The sequence below is a fragment of the Paenibacillus sp. FSL L8-0333 genome (assembly GCF_037965665.1).
Classification (GTDB): domain Bacteria; phylum Bacillota; class Bacilli; order Paenibacillales; family Paenibacillaceae; genus Paenibacillus_AQ; species Paenibacillus_AQ odorifer.
Genome location: NZ_CP150186.1, coordinates 779,996 through 801,834, shown reverse-complemented (window position 1 = coordinate 801,834; position 21,839 = coordinate 779,996). Strand labels below are relative to the sequence as shown.

Annotated in this window: 16 protein-coding genes and 1 pseudogene; 6 read left to right on the top strand and 11 right to left on the bottom strand. The window is 40.6% G+C overall.

Annotated elements, in window-relative coordinates:
- Window positions 1–374: 374 nt before the first annotated feature.
- Together NYE72_RS03500 and NYE72_RS03495 are read right to left on the bottom strand one after the other, a co-directional pair.
- Window positions 375–1,157: a response regulator gene (locus NYE72_RS03500; RefSeq protein ID WP_076274698.1), complete on the bottom strand. Its 783-nt coding sequence runs from the start codon at window positions 1,155–1,157 to the stop codon at window positions 375–377.
- On the bottom strand, window positions 1,132–2,718 hold the full coding sequence (locus NYE72_RS03495) for a histidine kinase (RefSeq protein WP_339211312.1): 1,587 nt from the start codon (window positions 2,716–2,718) through the stop codon (window positions 1,132–1,134). The genes NYE72_RS03500 and NYE72_RS03495 overlap by 26 nt, the downstream gene beginning before the upstream one ends.
- 272 nt (window positions 2,719–2,990) lie before the next feature.
- On the opposite strand from NYE72_RS03495, the gene NYE72_RS03490 reads away from it, so the two are divergent.
- The gene (locus NYE72_RS03490) at window positions 2,991–4,781 is read left to right on the top strand and encodes a flavocytochrome c (RefSeq protein ID WP_076142561.1); all 1,791 of its coding nucleotides are present in this window, start codon (window positions 2,991–2,993) and stop codon (window positions 4,779–4,781) included.
- Between the two features lie 626 nt (window positions 4,782–5,407).
- Here NYE72_RS03490 and NYE72_RS03485 read toward each other — a convergent pair.
- Complete coding sequence (locus NYE72_RS03485; RefSeq protein WP_036684787.1) at window positions 5,408–6,040, bottom strand: hypothetical protein; 633 nt, start codon at window positions 6,038–6,040, stop codon at window positions 5,408–5,410.
- A 375-nt stretch (window positions 6,041–6,415) separates the two neighbouring features.
- On the opposite strand from NYE72_RS03485, the pseudogene NYE72_RS03480 reads away from it, so the two are divergent.
- A pseudogene (locus NYE72_RS03480) lies at window positions 6,416–6,614 on the top strand (IS5/IS1182 family transposase); the annotation flags it as partial.
- Between the two features lie 494 nt (window positions 6,615–7,108).
- Here NYE72_RS03480 and NYE72_RS03475 read toward each other — a convergent pair.
- The 5 genes from NYE72_RS03475 to NYE72_RS03455 all read right to left on the bottom strand — a co-directional run bounded on the left by NYE72_RS03475 (window position 7,109) and on the right by NYE72_RS03455 (window position 15,133).
- Window positions 7,109–10,330 carry a DEAD/DEAH box helicase family protein gene (locus tag NYE72_RS03475; protein WP_339211310.1) on the bottom strand — a complete coding sequence of 1,074 codons (3,222 nt, stop codon included), beginning with the start codon at window positions 10,328–10,330 and terminating at the stop codon, window positions 7,109–7,111.
- A gap of 1 nt (window position 10,331) precedes the next feature.
- On the bottom strand, window positions 10,332–11,675 hold the full coding sequence (locus NYE72_RS03470) for a restriction endonuclease subunit S (RefSeq protein ID WP_339211307.1): 1,344 nt from the start codon (window positions 11,673–11,675) through the stop codon (window positions 10,332–10,334).
- A complete protein-coding gene (locus tag NYE72_RS03465) occupies window positions 11,672–13,714 on the bottom strand; it encodes an N-6 DNA methylase (protein ID WP_339211306.1) in 2,043 nt (680 codons plus the stop codon). Before NYE72_RS03465 ends, NYE72_RS03470 begins: the two co-directional genes overlap by 4 nt.
- 344 nt (window positions 13,715–14,058) lie before the next feature.
- On the bottom strand, window positions 14,059–14,478 hold the full coding sequence (locus NYE72_RS03460; RefSeq protein WP_339211304.1) for a hypothetical protein: 420 nt from the start codon (window positions 14,476–14,478) through the stop codon (window positions 14,059–14,061).
- A 310-nt stretch (window positions 14,479–14,788) separates the two neighbouring features.
- Window positions 14,789–15,133, bottom strand: coding sequence for a helix-turn-helix transcriptional regulator (locus NYE72_RS03455; protein WP_339211302.1), 345 nt, complete (start codon window positions 15,131–15,133; stop codon window positions 14,789–14,791).
- Window positions 15,134–15,293: 160 nt separating this feature from the next.
- Here NYE72_RS03455 and NYE72_RS03450 point away from each other — a divergent pair, with 160 nt between their 5' ends.
- The 3 genes from NYE72_RS03450 to NYE72_RS03440 all read left to right on the top strand — a co-directional run bounded on the left by NYE72_RS03450 (window position 15,294) and on the right by NYE72_RS03440 (window position 17,237).
- Window positions 15,294–15,788, top strand: coding sequence for a transposase (locus NYE72_RS03450; protein ID WP_339211300.1), 495 nt, complete (start codon window positions 15,294–15,296; stop codon window positions 15,786–15,788).
- Between the two features lie 168 nt (window positions 15,789–15,956).
- Window positions 15,957–16,724 carry an S-layer homology domain-containing protein gene (locus tag NYE72_RS03445; protein WP_339211297.1) on the top strand — a complete coding sequence of 256 codons (768 nt, stop codon included), beginning with the start codon at window positions 15,957–15,959 and terminating at the stop codon, window positions 16,722–16,724.
- Window positions 16,725–16,991: 267 nt separating this feature from the next.
- Window positions 16,992–17,237, top strand: a complete 246-nt coding sequence (locus NYE72_RS03440; RefSeq protein WP_339211296.1) for a hypothetical protein — start codon at window positions 16,992–16,994, stop codon at window positions 17,235–17,237.
- Between the two features lie 122 nt (window positions 17,238–17,359).
- Here NYE72_RS03440 and NYE72_RS03435 read toward each other — a convergent pair whose 3' ends face one another.
- Both NYE72_RS03435 and NYE72_RS03430 read right to left on the bottom strand, forming a co-directional pair.
- Window positions 17,360–17,953: a hypothetical protein gene (locus tag NYE72_RS03435; RefSeq protein WP_339211295.1), complete on the bottom strand. Its 594-nt coding sequence runs from the start codon at window positions 17,951–17,953 to the stop codon at window positions 17,360–17,362.
- Between the two features lie 514 nt (window positions 17,954–18,467).
- The gene (locus tag NYE72_RS03430) at window positions 18,468–18,617 is read right to left on the bottom strand and encodes a hypothetical protein (protein ID WP_339211293.1); all 150 of its coding nucleotides are present in this window, start codon (window positions 18,615–18,617) and stop codon (window positions 18,468–18,470) included.
- A gap of 144 nt (window positions 18,618–18,761) precedes the next feature.
- Between NYE72_RS03430 and NYE72_RS03425 the strand changes: the two genes are divergently transcribed.
- Complete coding sequence (locus tag NYE72_RS03425) at window positions 18,762–20,279, top strand: recombinase family protein (protein ID WP_339211291.1); 1,518 nt, start codon at window positions 18,762–18,764, stop codon at window positions 20,277–20,279.
- Window positions 20,280–20,282: 3 nt separating this feature from the next.
- Here the strand turns inward: NYE72_RS03425 and rlmD are convergent, their stop codons facing one another.
- Complete coding sequence (rlmD, locus tag NYE72_RS03420) at window positions 20,283–21,839, bottom strand: 23S rRNA (uracil(1939)-C(5))-methyltransferase RlmD (protein ID WP_339211289.1); 1,557 nt, start codon at window positions 21,837–21,839, stop codon at window positions 20,283–20,285.

Genomic DNA, 21,839 nt, shown 5'->3' with positions numbered 1-21,839 from the left:
GAGACGGCAATGATGCCATCTCCTTTAACAACATTTTTTCTCATAGTTGTCCGTAAAGTCCAATAAATATAAGGATCTCATAGCACTGTATCCTTCCTTACCAGTAGAGCGACACTCTCCACATGCGTGGGTAGACAGTGTGAACAAACTTATATGAGGAGCCCTAAGACACTTCCGGACATTTTATCTGCTCTTGAATATTCAATGAATTTATTTATTTTTATAATGTACTACGCCTTAGTTCATAAAAATATTGCACAATCGGATGCTTTAACTTCATCTTCTCGCTCATGTTTAAAATCCAACCGTATTGATAGAAAGCAACTCCGAGCATAGCATCTATGACGTGCTGCAGAGGGACGAGAATAGCCCTCCTATCCATAACCGAACGGATGCTTTTTGTACTCTAAGGGGCTTGAACCGACTCTATTTTTGAACACACGACTAAAATAGTACTGGCTCTTATACCCTACCTTCACGGCCAGATCCCCGATTTTGATATTCGGCATTACGTCATCCAGAATCTCCTTCGCCTTCGATATCCGAAGCTCGGTGACATAGTCAAGGAATGAAGCACCGATTTCTTGCTTCATACGCTTGCTAAGATAGGTTTGGTTGATATGAAATAGCGCTGCTACTCGAGTAATAGACAGCTCCGGATCCTGATAATGACTGTCAATATACTCGGTCACTTTTTGGATAAGCACTGTTCCATCCCCTGTATACCCGGGAAGCTCCCGCTCCTTATCCACCCTGCCTTCATGTGAATGCAAAGGATATTTTACCTGAAGATGCTCATCAATCCGATGAAGCAGCTTGTTCAGATCACTCTTCGGCACAGGTTTCAATACATAATCAAATGCTTGCAGTTGCACGGCTTGACGCGCATATTCAAAGTTATCGTACCCGCTGATGATGACAACCAGAACCGACGGGCAGCGTTCGCGCAATATATTCATCAGATCGAGCCCATTCATATTCGGCATGTTGATGTCCACAAGACATACATGTGGTGGGGCTTCCTCCACCATATCCAATGCTTCGTTTGCACTTTTCGCTTCTCCTGCAACCTCAAAAAGATACGGACTCTCCTCAATGTATTGTCGCAAGCCTTTGCGAATGATCGTTTCATCATCGACGATGACAATCTTCCACATCTTCATTCCACTCCCCGTCCAAAGGTATTCGAATGACCATAACGGTAATGCCATCTTCGCTCTTCACTGCAAGGCCATATGGCACCCCGTAAGCTAGTCGAATGCGATGGTTTACACTGTATAGCCCAAAGCCTGTGGCAGAACGATCATATGTATCATCAAGAAGGGCTTGATTCATCTGTTCAAGCTTCTCTTGCGGAATCATAACCCCATTATTTTCAACCTTAATGACCAAATAATCGGCCTTTTTATATGCTGTAATCGAAATTTTGCACTTTTGATCCCCAAGTGGCTTAATCCCGTGATAAATCGCATTTTCCACCAAAGGCTGCAGCATGAAGCGAACGACTTGGCACTGAGCAAGCTTTTCATCATATCGAAGCTCGTAGTCCAGAATCTCCTCATATCGCACACCTTGAATATGAAGATAACTCTCGACATGGTACAACTCCTGATCAAGCAGAATGTAGGGACTGCCAGTGCCAAGCCCTAACCGGAAATACGCGCTAAGCGCTTCCACCATCTCCACCACATTGTCTGCTCCATGTTCCGTTGCCATCCACTGGATCGTATCCAATGTGTTGTATAAAAAGTGCGGCTTGATCTGCTCATGAATCAGTCTGAGTTCCATCTCCTTTCGGTCCTGCTCCACAGCGTATAATTGAACAAGCATGTCATTGAAGCTTCGTCCAAGATCGCCGATCTCATCCGAGCGCGTAACATCTGCACGTATGGTTTGGTTGCCGTTCTGCACATTTTCCATTACCTGACGAAGCGACTGAATTGGACGAATAATGGAAGAAGCAAGCAGCATCAGAAAGACGATAAACGCACTACCGATAAGAACGCCTACCAGCAATGCAGTCCGCTGGGTTTTGATCACCGCTAGCGATAGACTTGAATTCGGTACTTCGAGTACTAGCTTCCAGCCTTCCACATTTTGAATTGGAGCCTCAAATACACTCATGTTCTTCTTATCTGCTGCCTCCTCCGCTCCATCTCCTTCACCCAGCTCTCTGCAATCGATGATAAGCTGGCCTGACTGGTCATATAGCATTACATCTTGAGCAATCTCCTTCATCTTCTTAACGGAGACGGCTGCGGCAATATAAGCTACCTCATCATTCACCGATGGATTAACACGATAAAGAATGACGACGATTTCGGCTGCATTCGCTTTGGATACGATCGGATTGCTCACCACATAATTGGAATCTGAATTCAGCAGTTTTCGATAGTAGGGTCGGTTTAGTATCGAAAAAGGCTTGTCCCTTGCTGACCAGGAATTTCCGTGAATATCCACCACACGTATGGATTCGTACTCTACTTGCTTCTTCGCCTCGAACTTATCGAACTCTTGCAGCAATTCATCTCGTGTCCACTGATGGTCCGAAGCTAGAGAAGCAAGCATGTCTATCTCTCCAATGCGCTGATTAAACCAATAATCAATCTGGTCGCTGCGTGCAGTAACCACTTGCTGCGTTAAGTTCTTATTCAAAGGGACAACCGTATGGTTCATCTCCAAATATATTGTTACAAGCAATGCAACGAACAGCAGCAAGAAGCAGCCTCCTGCGATTAACGTGATTTTTAAGTGAATTGATTTCATTGTAATCATAGCCCTTCACAATATCCGTCTCTTACATGCCCGAAAAAGACAAAAAAACACTAATCTGTGCAAATACATAATGCTGTACTAAATCTATAATAGGTCTTGTGCATATTTTCACATGAAATAACATTCATGTCTAGGCTAGAGATAAAGGATTTGCCTAGCAAATCTTCCTCTCCCTAGTGTATGTAACCAATTCACAACAGAATGAAGGAGATATTATGCGAACTCACACGAAAAAGCTGTTATCTATTCTACTAGTCCTCAGTCTTATGTTCACGCTTGCTGCCTGCGGCGGTAAAGATGCAGAACCCGCTGCAGATGCAAACGGAGTTCAAGTCTTTGAAGGAGTTGGGCAAGGTAAACATGGCGATATTAAAGTACAAGTCTCCTTATTAGATAACAAGATCACTGACATTAAAGTGACAGAGCATAAGGAAAATGAAGTACTTGCAGAACCTGTTTATACGCAGCTCAAGCAAGATGTCATGGCAACTAACAGCGCAAAAGTTGATGCCATTAGCGGATCTACAGTTACAAGCAAAGGATATCTCGAAGCCATTCAAGATGCAATTACGAAGTCTGGACTTACCCTTGTCGCTGGCGCTGCAGTCAGTGGAAGCAAAGACAAAGAAGAAGTCGAGCAAACCTATGATGTTGTCGTCATCGGTGCCGGGGGTGCTGGCTTTAGTGCGGCTATCGAAGCGAAGAGCGCTGGAGCTAATGTAGTTCTGCTCGAGAAAATGCCAGCTGTTGGCGGCAACACATTGATTTCCGGTGGTGAGATGAATGCGCCGGACAACTGGGTTGAACGTGCTCTTGGCATCACTGATGACACGGCTGACTTGTTCTATGATGATACGATGAAAGGCGGAGACAACCTCGGGGATCCAAAGATGGTTCGTATTCTTGCCGACAATGCTCTAGCATCTGCCGAATGGCTGCGCGATGATATCAAGGTAGAGTTCTTACCTGATCATCTGTTCCAATTTGGAGGCCATTCCAGAAAACGTGCGTTGATTCCTGTAGGTCATACAGGTGTTGAATTGATTACTAAGTTAAAAGCCAAAACAGACGCTGATCAAATCACGATCAAAACGAATATGAAAGCCGAAACCTTGCTGAAGGACGAAAGCGGCAAAATAACAGGTGTAACTGCGACTTCGGGTACTGGCGACAAGATCACATTCCATGCGAACAAAGGCGTCATCATCGCTACCGGTGGTTTTGGATCCAATGTAGAGATGCGTAAGAAGTATAACCCTAAAATGGATGAAAAATATATGTCTACCGATACACCAGGATCTACAGGTGACGGTATCGTTATGGCAGAAACGATTGGCGCCAAACTGACAAACATGGAGAGTATTCAAACGTATCCAATCTGTAATCCTGAGACAGGTGTTATTTCCCTGGTTGCAGATTCCCGCTTCGATGGTGCGATCCTGATTAACCAAGAAGGCAAGCGCTTCGTTGAGGAATTAGAACGTCGAGACGTTATTTCTAAAGCAATTCTTGCCCAAACGGGCGGATATACGTATCAATTATGGAACCAAGGTATTGAGGATATCGGTAAAACGATAGAAGTTCATCAAGACGAATACGATCAACTCGTTAAACAAGGCTTGCTCTTTAAAGCCGATACGATTGAGGAGGCAGCTGATTTCTTCAAAATCGACGTGAACACTTTGAAAGAAACGATTAATAAAGTAAATGATTATGCGAAAACAGGTAATGACCTTGATTTCAAACATCGCGGTGGATTGAAATCTCTTGAAAAAGGCCCTTACTACATCGAAAAAGCTGTACCCTCCGTTCACCATACAATGGGCGGCTTGGTGATCGACGAGAAGACTCGCGTATTGAATGAAAAAGGCGAAGTCATCCCTGGGTTGTTCGCTGCAGGTGAAGTAACAGGGGTCATTCATGGTGCAAACCGTCTTGGCGGTAATGCCATCGCTGATATCTTCACATTCGGCCGGATTGCAGGCAAACAAGTTGTAGCAGAGTAATCTTATTTTTTGTGTAACTGCTCTATTAATAAGGTAGACTTAAAAACGTGCAAGATAACTTGTAGAGTGCCGGTTGACTGCTAACTTTCAAGCTGCCCTCTATGACATAGCAAACCGCCCTGTTAGCAACATTGCGAACAGGGCGGTTTATTATGGTGGAGTCTAGGGGCTACGCTCGTCTAACTCGCGGCTCTTTTATCGTTCTCCGTTCGTGGAATTAAAATTCCCCAATTATTTAGTGACTAATTGACAAGGGTTCCTTCAAATTTCCTAGACACTGGAAAACTTAAGTAAGTAAAGGGGGTTGAATCACTGTTACATCCCTCACCAACAAAGGCACTGACTCCACATGTGTGGAAACAAGATATACGATTCCTCCTCCCCTTCAGGCCCAAGTCTACCTTGAACAAAAGCGGAGACCCACAGTAGAACACGTAAATGTGTATCTCAACTACATTTTAACCTCGTCACCTTAGTTTACAACAGCATGAAGCTCATCGTAGATCGTGTTAGCAAATAACAAGACATGCAAACAGCATAAAAATAAAAGTGTAATACGATGACATTGGAGTCGTCTGTAATTTTTCAAGTCAATGCATTTTGAAAATGATTCACTTATCGAAAAACTATAATAACATATCTTCGGCAGGGTCAACTCTATAACAATGCTCTGAATTTCGCTTACACTCTAATGCAGGAACCCTTTTTGTAGTTTCACGCTTTCTTCTACCATCACTGTACTGTACCTCTCTCCATTCCACTGGTTTATTATAATATTTCATCTTTCCCCCACATTGAGGACATTTATCAATATGTATTTTCTCTAATGTCAATCTTTTACCATAACCACTGATTGCAAAATTAAAAAACAGAGGGTACCTCGTTTGACTTTTGGCAATTCTCCTAAGACTAAGAAAAACCACAAATAAGATAATCAGTATTACAAATATTATTAAATAAGTCTGGCTTTCAAAACCTACTGATGCCTTCAGAGTTCCATTAAAAACATTCAGACCACTTTTTACTATTTTAATGCCAATAGGAAGGACCCCTCCAATTGCAATGGCAAAGCTAATCCACGTTAAAACAGCCATAGTAAATGGGCTCCGCCATGTTGGTTCAGGCGTATATTTTGCCTCTTGATGATTAGTGTTTTGTATGTTGTTAATGATATCTCCTGCAGCAATTTGTGTTGGTCCATTAAAATTTGTCTTTTCATTAAAATTATTTTGATTAATATTTTTTTGGATTTTCCCCATATTTCCCTCACTTAGTTTTATTTATTTCTTTGAACTATACTTCTTTGTTTTATATTTTGTGACCTGCTAAGTTTGGAAAAACCATCAGCCTTCCCAAGAGACTTATGCAGGTCTTTGGTTAATCTGTTCAATAATCCTAGGATGGATGTAGGAGTAACCTGTAGCCCCATCTTCACTCTATTCGATGAGATAGCTGGTCACCAAGCGAATGCAAGCATCCCGGCCGTCCTTCCGTTTATTCAATTATTTATTTAGAATGATAAAACACCCATGACGCTAGAATTACTTCTATAGACCCAGTACAAAGTCCTGCAAAATATTACAAATTAATCTTTCAATTGCAAACGACAACAGGTTCGAATTCGACCAGCCGACGAGCAAATGGCATTTCAAGAAACGGAGTATTTCAAGGAGAAGGCAAAAGAAAGTTGCAAAATCGAAGCGAAGAACTGCGAACTCAGGCATCGGCACGGGTACGACGTAGCGTCGTCCTCGGGTCTAATAGGGATGCAAATACAAGGGGCAATGGCGATATTCGCGGAACTTGAAGCGAATAATGAACCTGGCAGACTAAGAACAAGGAAAAAACGCCTTGAAAAAAGCGGCACCTTCCGAAAAATCCGGATCAGGTACCGCTTTTTTATTCGCTTGATTCTTGGTCTCCCCGAAAAATTGCTAGTTCTTCAGCGGCCTCTCACAAAGGATTGGGCTTTTAATATAGGTAAATGTGGCTCAGAGATATTACTTTTTAATAAGCGACACACAGCACTCCACATGTGTCGAGTAGACAGTGTGAACAAATCTTATACGATGTGCCCCCATCAAATGAATGCCAGACTACAGAAAATTGTGATCTGGCACTTCTTTTTTTACACCCATTCTAGGCTTCGGTAGATGTGACATTTTGTTAAATCATACCTTTAATCTAAATCAATTGCAGCAGTAATCTACCATGAACATGATATAGGATCAAAGAGAATCAGATTTAAGTCGGTACCACTATGGCCTTTCACTTGGCATTGTAGAAGATAAATTTTTATTTCAGATAGAGTAGTCTGTTCAGTATTTTTAGTATGAATGTTTAGAAAGTTGCTTCTCAAAGTCATCACACAGCTTGTCTACCAAATCATTCATTTCTTTGAAGAAGTAGTCTCCCACTTTTTGACGGTTAAGCGCTCTATATTTACGATAAATAACTGCAAAGTCATGATAGATTTCTTCCTCAGAAACATGAGAATGGATTTTCACAATTAAACGTTTACCTTCATTAGCACTTCGTACATATTGGAAAAAACCCTCTATCTTTGATTCAAAATCTTGAATAAGAGAACCTTTTTTAGCCTCTAACTCATTACGAGCTTCAATGATAGCCAGAATATCAAATTGGTGGGGACCATAACTCTCCTTACCTTCAGCTACTTTGGAAGGCTTGTTCTTCTTCTCCTTGGGTGCTCCAGTCTCTACTTCAATAATGCCGATTTGATTGTCAAAATAAACTTCTATCGGATCTTTAATATCCTCACTACGGTGCATCAAGTTATATAGTGTATTGAATTTACGCCAGAACAATAAGAAACTGGACTCGCTATACTTAGCATCCAGATCAATCACATATTCAATTCGATTTAGAATTGTAAAATACTGCCCGGCCTTAGCTTTAGTATCCGCTGTATGCTGAGGGTTTGCATCAATGTACTTTTTTAAGCTACTCTCCAAATCTAAATAGCTCTCAGGATTATCCCTTTTTGTTTGATCTTTATAGATCGAGGTGAACACGGTAAAAAACTTGTCATAGGTATATGACTTTCTAAGCTCGACAAGCAAAATATCTAGTACTTTTTTGTCGCCGAAGGGGTCGAAATCACTAACGACCACATCCGAAAAATGCTCGAATGCATCTTTGATATTTTGCACATTTACATTGTTATAGGAGAAGTCAACAATTTTGCAGTCATTCTTATATTTGGCGGTCCGGTTTACGCGGGAGATCGTCTGAATTGCACTGATGCCTTTAATCTCTTTATCCAAGAATAGCGTATGTAGCTTCTTCTCATCGAATCCCGTTTGCAGCTTGGCCACTACGATCATCAGACCATTCTTTTTCAGCGCAAAACTTTCCAATACCTTTTCTTCACTTAAGCCTCCATTAAGACCCGATGCACTTTGTTCATCCTGGTTGTTAGAATAAACTACGTGAATCGGAGCTTCGGCATACTTTTTATATTTGTCTTCTTGAACCAAGGAACTAAAATGTTTGGTCACTGCTTGCTGATAAGCTATTGCAGCTTTTATGGAATGCACTGCTAACATAGCCTTACCTGTTCCACGGATCTGACGATATACATCTTTAACGAGCAGATCTGCTATATATTTAGCGATTGCATCTATTCGTTCACGATTTTCATAAACTTGCTTTTTCTGAGCGTCTTTATATTCTTTCTCCGTAAAGCCTTCCAGTAGATTGCTTGGCAGATCAAACAACATCTTGGACGCTACTGGCACAATATTCTTGAGCGGATTAAGAATAAACCCGTCCTCAATCGCTTCCTTCATCGTATAGGAGTCAAACGGTCGCCACAGTTTTTCGCTTTCCGCATAACCGCTAAATTCTCCAAAACGCGCAAGCGTATGATCATCAGGTGTAGCTGTAAACCCGATGATCAAATTCTTCTTTTTATTTGCCCTAGCAACCTGCACATGATTATCAAACGGGGATTGTAACTCATCAAATATACTTATCATCTCTTCATGCTGGTCGCCGCTATTGGATCGATGAATTTCATCAATTAAGAAGACAATACGCATATGGGCAAGCTTATTCACAACCTCAGCATCGAGCATCTCACGAACAGAACCAAACTTCTGCAAATTCACAATGACCAGGCGAGTATCAGAAGCCAACGCCTCTAGAAAGGTTTTTTTGTTATTTGCCTCCATGTACATCCGATTATCGATATTCATGTTAAGCATCTTAGAATCAATTTGTCCACGGAGCTGTAAGCGATCCACCACAATCATAATTTTGTCATATACATATTGTCCATCTCTACGCAAGTCTTTCAGCTGTAAAGCGGACCATCCAATAATATTGGATTTACCGAATCCAGCAGCATACTGCATCAGCAGGGAGTATACATTTTTATTGTTTGAATAAGCTTTACGTTTCTCAAGTAATTCTTTCTTCTTGGCTTCAGATACGCCGACAAGCTGCTTCTCTAACAACTTTTCAAAATATTGATCATCCTGCTCATGCGCAAGAAATTCATCAATTTTAGCCATAATTTTATCCGTTCCGAATTTCTGCTTGGGCCGTGGAGAAATTAGAGCCCCTTGCTCGTTCTTTAGCTCTTTGCCATTTTTCGTAACGTAGACATCGCGCTCGATAAAATTGTAGTAGAGAATTTCTTTTTCAATAAACTCCTTCCCGTAGAGAGCAGTAAACAACTCTTTCAATTTCTCTTTCTTTTCTGCATCGGGATTCAGAAGTGGATACGGCTTAAATACGCTTTTGGCTTTCTTCTCAATCTCTTCACGATCAAATTTACCTTCGCGGCAAGTCGCAAGAATCTCTTCAAAATAGTCAGAAAGCGTTCGTATAACAAATGTTTCTCCAATATCTGTCGTGGTGATATGAATGGCTTTTTCGAAGATTTTCAAAAAGTCTTTACGGAATGACTCTTTTTCCTTATCACTTAACATATAACTACCATCAATATGCTGATGATAAATTTTGACCGCTTCGAAATAGTCTTTAATTACCTTGCCACGTCCGTTCTTGCTGGCGCTTTGGTTGGTGTAATTAGACTTCAGTTCGCTGTAGCCCAGATATATCCCATTCAAAAACAACACAAGATCTGGACGGAAGGAAAATAACTGAGTCCCTTCATAATGAAATTTATATGGCAGTTCTTGCACTATAGAAAAAATATTCTCATCAAACAGCGTATTGTTATGGATTACACTATCTCCCGTATAGAAGAGGTGGAGCTTTATACCCTGTAAAGTAATCGATTTATTCGCGTTGATAAATAACGCCATATTACGGCTACTGCCGCTTCGTTCTTTGATGAGTTCAATCAAATCTTTGAGTAAACTAACCTTGTCGCCTTTGTATTTTCTTAGTAATGTTTCGTAAGGTTTCTTGTTTAACTCGGTCTGAGAGATAAACTCTTGTAAGTCTTCTTCTATTATTAGCTCGTTTGTCACCGTATTTGCCTTCACTTCGCGGTAACCAAGGTTTTCCCGGAAAAAAGGCAATAGAAATTTATCTTGTAAATGCAGTTCGTTCATCCTAATGCTCCTCATCTACTGGGACCTTTATTTTACCTGTGACAACATCGTTTATTAGTGTTTTGCGAAGTTCTTTGAGCTTGTCGATTTGAGTGTTAATGGTCACGACAATATGATCAATATGCGCTGTTTTTTCGTCTAGGTAATCAGCTATGGATTGTTGTTCATTAAAACTAGGTAGGATTACAGGAAGGCACTCGAAATCTATGGTTTTCATTTGAAGAGAATTTGGTCGTATTCCTTGTAAATATTTAGAGTACCCTGCCACATATAGATCTGAACGCATCAAGTAATGAATGTATCCTTCAAAAACTTCATTAGTCAAATTATAGGAGCGATAAGCTGGACTCACATAACCTCTAAACTTTGAGACTCCAATTCCTCTATAATTTAACCACATTGTATTGACGACCAGTTGCCCTACACGAACTACTCTATAATCTGACAACTCTTCTTCAGTTCGCATTTTCAACTCATCATCATATTGTTTAATTTCAATTCCTCTATATCCTGATACTGACAGCATAGCTCCAATAGGATTTTTCCCATTCTTCTCTTTACTTTGACAGGCAATATCTTTTAATCGCTTCACTTCCCAATACTCTGGAACTTCCCCGATCCACTCAACACCACTGTCTTTCATCGCCACGGTTTTATCTAAGCCACGGACGACGGTTTCGTTAATGAGGGATTGTTTGAAGTTTCCGTATTGGATTACTTTTTGATTTAGTAAATCTATTTGGTGATCAATTTGTTTAGTTTTGTTGTCCAGGTAATCGGAAATGTTCTTTTGCTCTGAACCAGGGGGAGAACATACAGACCATCCACGAATAATCCCTTGTGATATTTTTACCATGGAATCATTTAATCCCCTAGCAGAAACAGTTTTGAGCCATCTAAAAGATTCACAGGAAAGAAAATAATTTAAGTATCTATCTAATGTCTTTCTCTTGTTTATTTTCAAATTATAAATGAGATCTGAATACATCATTTTTAGAGTAGGCTCCATTGTAACCAAGCAGCACTCACCTACTAAATTCGGAGTGTTTGATCTTGTCAAAAGAAAATCACCACGTTTTACTAAGTATTGATGCTTTGGAATTTCGTAACTTGGCAATGCTTTATGCTTGTTTTCATAATATTTTCCATTATTAATTGCTGATAGTTTAAGTACACCCCATTCATTCTCTGTAACCATTCTATTCTCGGCATTAGGACTCCATCCTTGATCAATACCATGAATTACATCCTTGATACGTTGGACAGACCAATGTGTTGGTATATATTCAATAAAAGTAACACTACTTTTTTTGTAACTATCATAATTTATATTAAAATCCCTCATAACACTAGCCCCGCTTCCAGCGCCCTTAATTCATTCTCAATCAGTTTAATTTCAGCCAAAATATCTGCGACTTCTCGCAAATTCTCTGGCTTATAGAAGACCTTTCTAAAATTCACTTCAACGCCTACAACGTTTTCTAAATAGTCAAAGGGTTTTGTAATATATTGGGCCATAAATGCTTTAATTGCCTCTTTGTTGTTTATCTCGTCTTTATGAAATGGGATAATTTCATAATCCTTCTCATAATCAGGTGTAAGCTCCACACTAATCTCAATACGCTCTGGCAGTGTTTTACTAGCTCGTTTATATACAGATTTTACAGCTATTCTTCCACAGCCTAGCATTTCTTGTTTTCCATTCACTTCTTTAATCAATGTTTCTTTTTCAGAATCAAACCAATATTTCACTGAATCAACGCTGATTACTAATGGCTGTTCCTTATAATCTAAAGAAGCAACAAATGGCTTGATATCTTGTTCAAAGGCATCTGCTAATGTAGTGAATTGTTCAGAATCAAAAGTAGTAATCACAAACTCGGTGAGCTCACGTTCCCCATTGCTAAGTTTCGTCGGTACAAGTTTTTCACTCTTCTTACCTTCTTTAAGCTTGGCTTCAAAGCTATTGCCGTATTCATCCACGTTGGTAAGCATAATCGCTTGTTTATTGAAATAGAAAAATTCCTTTTCGAACACTTTAGCATAATCAGAATCTTGGAATTGTGTTAGGGTCTCAACAATTTCCAAACGACTGGCTTCATCCACTTCTTTGCGTTTAGAACCTTTGCTCTTCTTCAATGGCTTGAATTTCTCACTGGCATTAATAAGCATCACTTTGTCTTTATGCTGCGACTGTTTATTTTTATTTAATACCCAGAGATAGGTGTATATGCCCGTGTTAAAAAACTCGTCAGTTGGCAATTGAATCACAGCTTCCACAATATCACTATCGAGCATCCATTTGCGAATATTACTTTCAGCCGATCCAGCGTCGCCGCTAAACAAGGTTGAGCCGTTATGTACCACTACACCCATACCGACTGAATCGAGTTTGGAAATTAGATGCTGCATGAATAGCAATTGACCATCGGATATAGAAGGAATAAATTGAAACCTTCCAGTCTTATCGTTTTCAATATCCTTCTGATAGCCTTTCCAGCTCACACCATAGGGAGGATTGGCAATGACAACATCAAATTCTTCATTATAGAACTTATCTTCCACTAAAGTATTACCATGCTCAATCTTTGAATCGGGTCGAAAACGACTTTCAATCTTAGCAAGAGCGTAAAGTGCGTCATTCCAATCTTGCCCATAGGTTTGTGTCAGACGTTTAAATTTGGCATTAATGCGGTCTTCTACCCCGAACAGCAAGTTCCCACCGCCGCAGGTACAATCGTATATCTTCAGAAGTTTGTCGGATTCTTCAATTTTTGAGGCAATGATATCGGCAATAAGCACAATCACATCATCTGGAGTGTACTGCTCCCCTGCCGTTTCCGCCGAAATATCTGCCCATTTGCGCTTGATGTGCTCTTCCAGTGTAGTGATCTCTGAGTTATTAAACGGCTTTAGGTCGATCTCACTCCACAACTTGGTATAACCCAGCAGCACTTTCTTGGCTTTAAGCTTGGAAATAACCCCTTTAATATCAAGGAACTTTTCTCCTTCTGTTGCATCCACACCAAGCAAGTCTTTGGTCTCACCATCAAACCCATGTAGGTAGGCATCAAAATCAATTTCAAAGGATTTATCGTTCATACAGATGTCAGTGAGGGTTTGATTTTTCTCAAAAATATAGATGTTGTAGCCTTGTCCTTGATCTTTAATCATTTCATATAGATCGTCTTTATTAATACTGGAAAAAGCTTCTTCACCGATTTCAGCTTTTAAATTATCAAACATCCTAACAAGTCGACTCTCGATCATAGTTAATGCAAAAAAAGGCATCATATAGGATGGCCACTCAGATTCTTTAATGCCGCTTCCTCGAAGTAGGTCAGCAGTAGCCCAAATTTTAGGTTCATATTGAAGAATATCCATTTTGTGTTTTCTCTCTTTCTATTTAAAAATTCACCGATCTAGGTACACGGTTAAGACTTAAAAAGACGCACAGGATTAACATTTCATCTTGTAACGTTGATCTTTGATCATTATTTTATTAACTTTAAATCACGTTTGCTCTGATTATCGGGGCTTACATTTACTCAAAAAATAAAGACACTACGAGGAACGATTCTCAAGCGCCTTCTTAAGTTTTTTCATTTTCACACACTCATACTTAACATAGGTTGAATACCTTATTCGCATGATATCATTAAACTAGCTACAAACTATTCTTTTGATCCACAAGAAAATCAAATCTAAGTTAGTCTACACGACTCCTTCTAAATCAGGAGGAGCTTTGCGACCTCGCTTACGTCATTATAGAGTAGTACCCGTAAAATATACGGAGCATGAGATTTGCGGTTAGGAGCAGCGTTATACTCGCTGTACGAATCATAATACTGGTGAGCATAATCCACAAGCTGCTCTGCTAAGTCCTTACGTAGTTCTCGAAGTGATTCCGCCTCACATTCAATATCCTCAATTTGTTCTATGGAGCCTGTAAAGACTCCATTTTTTTCTTCAAACTCGATAGTAAATTCATAGGCTTCTAATAGTTGCTTCAACTGTTGTACAGAAAAACTAGCTATAACATCACGGTTCCGCTTCACAAACTGAGGTTTATGTCTTATAACATCATCAATAAAACTGCCAAAATTAGCTCTTACCTCTGTAGCATTTAATATGGATTCTACAAACATACTCCCCACCTCCTCCATATATATTAACTCAGACTATACAGAATGTACACTTTGTACTGAATGTAAAAGTATTCTTATTCTTCAATCAACACAAAATAACATAAAAATAAGGTACTATTTTAAAGCACTTTGTTGCATATTGTTATGTATTCATTTATGTGCTGAACCCAACAGGCACGCACCTTGCACCGTTCCTTCATTGTATTTATGACAACGGAGCCTAGTAGAAATTCAGCTTTGAAGACGCATAATTATATTGAAAACAAAAAAGGACAGTTATCCTCTGCAAGATTATCTGTCCTTTTACTATTCACTTTACTTCCTTCCATTCTATCATCAGATCAATCATTTTATTAATAACTTGCTGCTCTTGTATGCTTCTGCCCTGAACCTTACTAATAATTTCGCTTATGACAACACTTTCCTGGCTATCAGGGACTGGTCTAATATGCCGAAATAGTTCTTCAAAACTTATCCCTAACGCCTCTACAATCCCTTCCAGACTATCAATCGTTGGACTCTTCTCCCCACGTTCAAGTTGTCCAATATATACGGTATGGAGATTAGCGAGATTAGCTAACTCTTCCTGGCTATATCCCCGCCCCTTCCTATAATTTCTTATTTTTTCTCCTAATGCATATTTTAAGTCGCTCATCAATTACCACCTCAATCTCACTTTGAGGATACTAACTGATATTTTCCAGAAACTATAGGCTTTATTTATATTCAATATAAAACAAAAGTATTTAATTATGTTATTATATCTACACCAGCATGATTTTAAAAATACTATTATAATGAATGGGATGGAAACAATGGCACGAAATGTATACAACTTAGATTTCAAGAAAAAGGTTTTAAAGGAGGCGGAAGAAAGTAACAATACTGCCGCAGTTGCACGAAAGTATGGAGTAAACGTTAAGTTGTTGTATAAATGGAAGAGTTCATTCTCTAAAGTCACAGGTATTCAATTAATTGAACCTACTAGCCAACCTCATAATACCGAAAACTATGACTTACAAGTAATCCTGCTTCAAATGAAAGAGATACAGCAAAAGCTCGATCATTTAAGTTCAGTTGGCTCCCAGGATCAGTTTATGGCCGATATTGCAGCCTTAACTACCAGAATGGAGTATTGTGTGATGGACACTCTCATGAAGATGCAAGGGCAGTTTGCCGTAATGATGCGTAACTTCTCTCAAATGAATAATCGCGCTGATGATAATGATATGCTGTCACATAGTAAAAGTAACACCACTAATAACCTACCACCATCTATGCCACGCCCTACGAATAACCGTAAAAGATAATTCTCTTTAATTATCTTGGACCAGCTTTGCGGCCTATTAAGTCTTTCCTATAGGCCGAGAAAATACATATAGATCCATGGATTAACCTGCACACTTATAAGCAGTACAGTAACATAAACGAAACCGAGCCAACACAGAATCAGAACGCAGAATCAGGAGGGATTTTTTATGAAAAAAGTAATGATTACTATACTAGCTTCGCTTACACTGGTATCAGCAACACCTGTTATGGCAGCAAGTAGTTTCTCTGACGTACCTGAGACAAACTGGGCCGCCCCGGCAATTACGTTTATGGTGGATAAGCAGATCGTAAGTGGATATTCAGACGGTACGTTCAAACCTGAAAAACCTGTAACAAAAGCTGAATTCGTACATATGTATCACAAGTTGTTTCCTAATGCAGGAGGCCCTACGACTAACCCACCTAATTTTGTAGACCTAAAAGGTAACTGGGCTGCTAAAGATTTCATTGCACTATTTGGAGATCATGCCTGGGACTTCGCAGATCACTATAGTACGGACGGTAAAAAGGCTTATCTAACACCGGATAAGCAGCTTACGAGATGGGACGTAGCTATGCTCACAGGAATACTTAATGAAGAAATAAATGCTACAGTGAATGAAAACAGAGAATCTATAGTGGAGCCTGACGATGTTTTAGCTAAGCTGGCTACCTTCAAAGATATTAAGCTTCGGCCAGCAGTCGGCTTTGAATATCCTGGTTTGTTTACCCCAGTAATACTTACCGAAAAATATTCGAGTGGTTTAGGTTATGCAGGAGACGAAGCCAATATGAAAGCCGTATATCTTTACTCTTTGATCCAGAAAGACATCATGACTGGTTCAACTGATAGGTTCCGCCCCACGGATAAGGTGACCCGAGCGGAGGCTGTGACAATACTACAACGATTGTATACAGTACTTGAGAATAAATAAAGAATACTGTACTGGCTATGACGCATGGATTTGAATCCATTCATTCTATTTGATCATTAAACAAGATTGTATTCTATATCTACCGCAGCCTTAAGAAAACTGTCCAACAAAAAGAGCCCTTGAGGGCTCTTTGATCTTCCAGCATAACCATGTTTGTACCCTGTATTTCTCATCTTCTATATAAACACTAATATAAAATGTAAAATTTACGACAATACTAAAAATATCCAATTATAATAAGAAACCAAGTTAAACGGAGGGTTAATTATGAGAGATATAGAACGGATTCCAGTTATTTTGAATGCTTTGAAAATTTGCTGGAGCTCCATGCCAGATTTACGATTCGGGCAACTAGTAGAAAGCATCCTTTCGCAATATAAAGGAGATGATAATTTAGCCTCCAATCTATGGAATACTGAGGATAATGAATGGTTGGAGGCAATTCAAAAATTTTCAGAACACTATAACGAAAATTGGATTGATCCATCTGATGAACAACGATTAGGAGAATAGAAAAAGTTAAGCTGCTTTTAGCGAGTATGCCGACCTTTAATGCCTGGATCACTATAGAAAATACCTTTGGATAACGTTCTTTCTCTAATGAAATAACATCTTTTGTTACCCCAATGGCTCTATTATTCTTCGATTGACAACGATACTTTCCAGCTATCAAAGGTACTTATAATTCGTACTCCAAATCTTTTACCAAACCACTCAGAAAGACGTTTCACATTATCGTTTGCATTATCTCCATCGAGTTTGCAACTTATTTCTTTACAGAGCGCTGACCGTTTGTATTCATCCACAGTCTTTTTTATTTGTTTATTAGAAATTCTACTCGAGGGATCTGGGTCACTTCTGATAAGTTCAATAATCTTCCATATCCACTCAGAATGATGAAGACAAATTGGCCTCCAAACATCCTCGATTGTGTACAATAATGTCCCATTGTAATATCTAGTTGTTATAATTAACTGCCCTTCTCGTAATTCGTCTAGGTATTTATTAAGAGTTGCGGAGGCGATGCCCAACTCCATCATAAGAAGTGTTTGGCTTGGGAAGCAGCTTTTTTTATTTCCATACGCATATTGGCACAAATTGCTATAGAGTTGTTTTGCCCCTACAGAAAGGAACAAGCAACGATCTACAACTACAGGTGATTGGGAAGTTCCACTATTTTTGAAGTAATGCTTCGAATTATTTAATTCATTATCTGTAAGTCTACTCATTTTATTGTTCCCCTTATACTATTAGGTTTATATGCTGTGTTCTGTTTTTTTGTGTTCTGTTTTCTTGTAATTCAAAATTTGAATTGCTGTGTTCTGTTTTTTGTATTGCTAATTCAAATTTTGAATTGCTGTGTCTTCATATTCTGAATGCAAAGATCTACAACTTAATCTCTACAATGATTAAAATATATAAGATAACTTGCGAGGTTAATACCTCGCCTACTCATTAATAAAATAGACTTCCTCAAAAATCATTTTAGCGCACCAACCCTCTAGAAAATTTCCTCCGGTATATTACGTAGTTCCCAGATCAAACTACATAGACATATCTTTTTCTAGGTACTGAGTGGGGGAAGATTGACTGTTATAACTCCATCTAGTACTACATCTCTCTTCCAAATCCGTTGGATATGTGCTCTTATACTGTGTATCAAGTAAATAAGCTAGGAAAGGAGGGCTAAGAGATGAAAAATTACGTATGGTTAAGACGAGGATTTTTCTATCATGGAAATTACTACAGGTAATTGGGATACAATGAATCTATTCCGTTGTCGATAATTTCGACTTCAGCAGTGAGTAAACCTGATCTTATTAGAACTCTACACAGTTCTTCCAAGGCTTCCTGAATGTTCTGTTCGCCATTGTACTCATGAAGTATGCTCATAACTTTCACCTCCTTGAGTCCCATATACGACCTAAGGTTGCAATAGTTTAGAGAGAGAAACAAAAAAGTTTATACATTACAACTAAATTCTTGGCGGGGGCACATCGTATAAGGCACTAGAAACTCTTTAGGAGGACTACACCTATGCGATACGCCATATATGCACGTGTAAGCACTGATCATGATAGTCAAAAGGAAAGTGTCGGTCACCAAATCGCTTTCTTCAATCGTTATGTCGAGGAAAGATCTGGTACGATTTACGATGTCTACAAAGATGAAGGTGTCAGCGGAACGAGTATTAAGGGCCGAAGCGATCTACAGCGTCTACTAAGGGATGCTAGGGCCAAAAATTTTGAATATGTATTGTTCAAGTCCATTTCCCGCTTCGCCCGCGACATTCAAGATGGAATCAACATAAAACGCGAATTGGACAGCCTCGGGATCGGAATGATATTTATAGAACAAAACATCGATACTAGAACCGCCGATGGAGAGTTGATGTTCTCAATCCACTTGTCTGTCGCCCAACAAGAAAGTGAAGCTACTTCGAAACGAGTCAAGTTCGGTAGGCGTGAAAAAGCAGCCAAAGGCAAATTCAACGGCTCCCTCCCCCCGTTCGGCTATATAAAGAACGGAAATATACTAGAGCTTGACCCGAAATACTCACTTATTGTAAAGGAGTTATTCCGCCTGTATCTCTACGAAAATATGGGGTTATATAAGTTGTCGAGATACTTAAATAATGCGGGTATACCAACACCGAGGGCAGTAGTGGGGGCTAAAAATGCAGGAGTCCTTTGGCAACAAAGTACAATAAAACTTATTCTTACCAACCCCCTCTATACAGGAAACATGGTGCAGAATAGGACAGAGACGATCAGTCTACGAACTAATCAACGCAAGGAGATACCCGCTGAGCAGCAGACTGTTGTCCCTTATACACACCCCTCCCTTATCTCTATGGAAGAGTTTCACGAAGCGCAGATGAAGTTGAAACTAAAAGGGGAACGTCGAAGTAACGGTCAAGAGAGCCTTTTTGCACACATCGCCGTATGTGCCGATTGCGGAATGGGAATGCATTTTAAAAAGGACAGGGGCGGATATACGTGCGGGAAATACGGAAAATATGGAAAGAAGTACTGTAGCTCTCACTATATAAAGGCAGACGATCTGCTGTCGAAGGTGAAACAGCATCTGAAGTTGTTGACTTCAGGTAACCAGATTAATACCCATAAGCTCGTTGAGATATTCAAAAAGGAATCAGGATATACTTCTGACAACCATGATAAAGAATTACGGAAAGTTGAAAGTAAACTCTCCCTACTAGTAAAGAAACAGAGCAGGTTACTTGATCTCCTGAATGAGGGGGAGCTAATACAAGAGGAATGGCGAACTCAAAATACTCTGGTTCGAAATGAGAACGCCTTGCTTTCCGAACGTAAGGCTGAACTGATGACGCAGGTAAAAAACGAAAAAGACCTAGATACAAACATCCAAGTCTTTGAAAAACAAGTGAAGAATTTGCTTCATCTCAATTTCGAGGATGAGCGGATACTCAAGCAAATTGTCATGAAACTCATTCAGAAGATTGAAATCTTCAATGATGGAAACATAAAAATACATTACAATATCGCTCATCCAAAACTTATACATGGAGCATAGGAATTAATCCTGTCCCATCCACTTTAGCCACACTGTACACTCCACATGCACCGTATGCGGGAACATATCCACCGGAGTTACCTCCACTGTCTTGTACCCGCCATCCTCCAACACACGCAAGTCCCTTGCTAATGTCGATGGATTACACGACACATACACCACACGCTCCGGCTTCATAGCCAGAATCGTCTCTAACAACCGCGGATCGCAACCCTTACGCGGTGGATCGACCACGATAACATCCGCCGTAATCCCTTGCTCTTTCCAATTCGGAATGACATCTTCAGAGGCACCAACCTCGAACACTACATTCTTCATCTCATTCAACTTCGCATTCGCCCGGGCATCCTCAATAGCTTCCGGTACAATTTCGACACCGTATACCTTAGCCGCATGCTGCGCCAAAAAGAGGGAGATCGTACCGATCCCGCAATAGGCATCAATAACCGTTTCATTGCCAGTCAGTCCGGCATATTCAACGGTTTTACCGTACAACACCTCAGTCTGTGCCGGGTTCACTTGATAGAACGAACGCGCTGAGATAGCGAACTGTACATCGCCGATGTAGTCATAGATGACGTCTCTGCCCCACAGGACGCGGGTTTCGCCACCGAAGATGACATTCGTGCGCTGAGTGTTGACGTTCTGGCAGATGCTGACTACATCCGGCAGCTGTTCGCGGATGCTGCCGAGCCAGGCGTCCAGGTGTGGGATGTCGCGGCCGTTGGTTACGAGGACGACCATCATTTCACCGGTGCGGAAAGCTTTCTTCACGACGACATGACGCAGCAGGCCACGGCCGGTTTCTTCACTATAAGCAGAGATGCCAAGTTCTCTGCCGATGTCTTTCACCTTGCGCACAACGTCATCATTATCTTCATGCTGAATCAAGCAGGTTTCCATATCGATGATACGGTGACTTCCGCGTGCGTAGAAGCCGCCCACAAGACCGCCTTCTGTAACCCCAATTGGCACCTGTGCCTTATTGCGGTAACGCCAAGGCTCGTCCATGCCGAGTGTAGGGCGAACAAGAATGCCATCTGTCTGAGTTACTCCAGCGCCTTCAGTCGTACCATCTGCAATGCCGCCATAGTTGGCACTGTCCGTCTGACTCTCAACAGCTTCATTCTCTTTGCTCTTTCCGCTGTTCCCGCCACCAGCCACCCGAAGCTTCCCAATCCGCTCCAGGTTGTCCACCACCAGCTGCCGTTTCCACGCCAGCTGAGCAGTGTAGTCCATATGCTGCAGCTGGCAGCCGCCGCATTGGTCATAGATCTCGCAAGGCGCCGCGATGCGGGCGCTGCTTGCTTCTACTATATTCAGCAGTTTGGCGTAGCCATACTGCTTTTTGGTCTTGAGCACCTTTGCCCGGACTTTCTCTCCGGGAAGGGCTCCCTGCACAAAAAGGGTAAAGCCTTCTACGCGGCCTACCCCTTCACCTTCATGGGTCATGCCGATAATATCGAGCATAACCTCATCATTTTTATTCACAGGCAGTCCGGCGACAGGCGCCTTGCCGGCTGGGCGGCTGGTGCTGCGTCCACTGCGGTGTTTACTCAT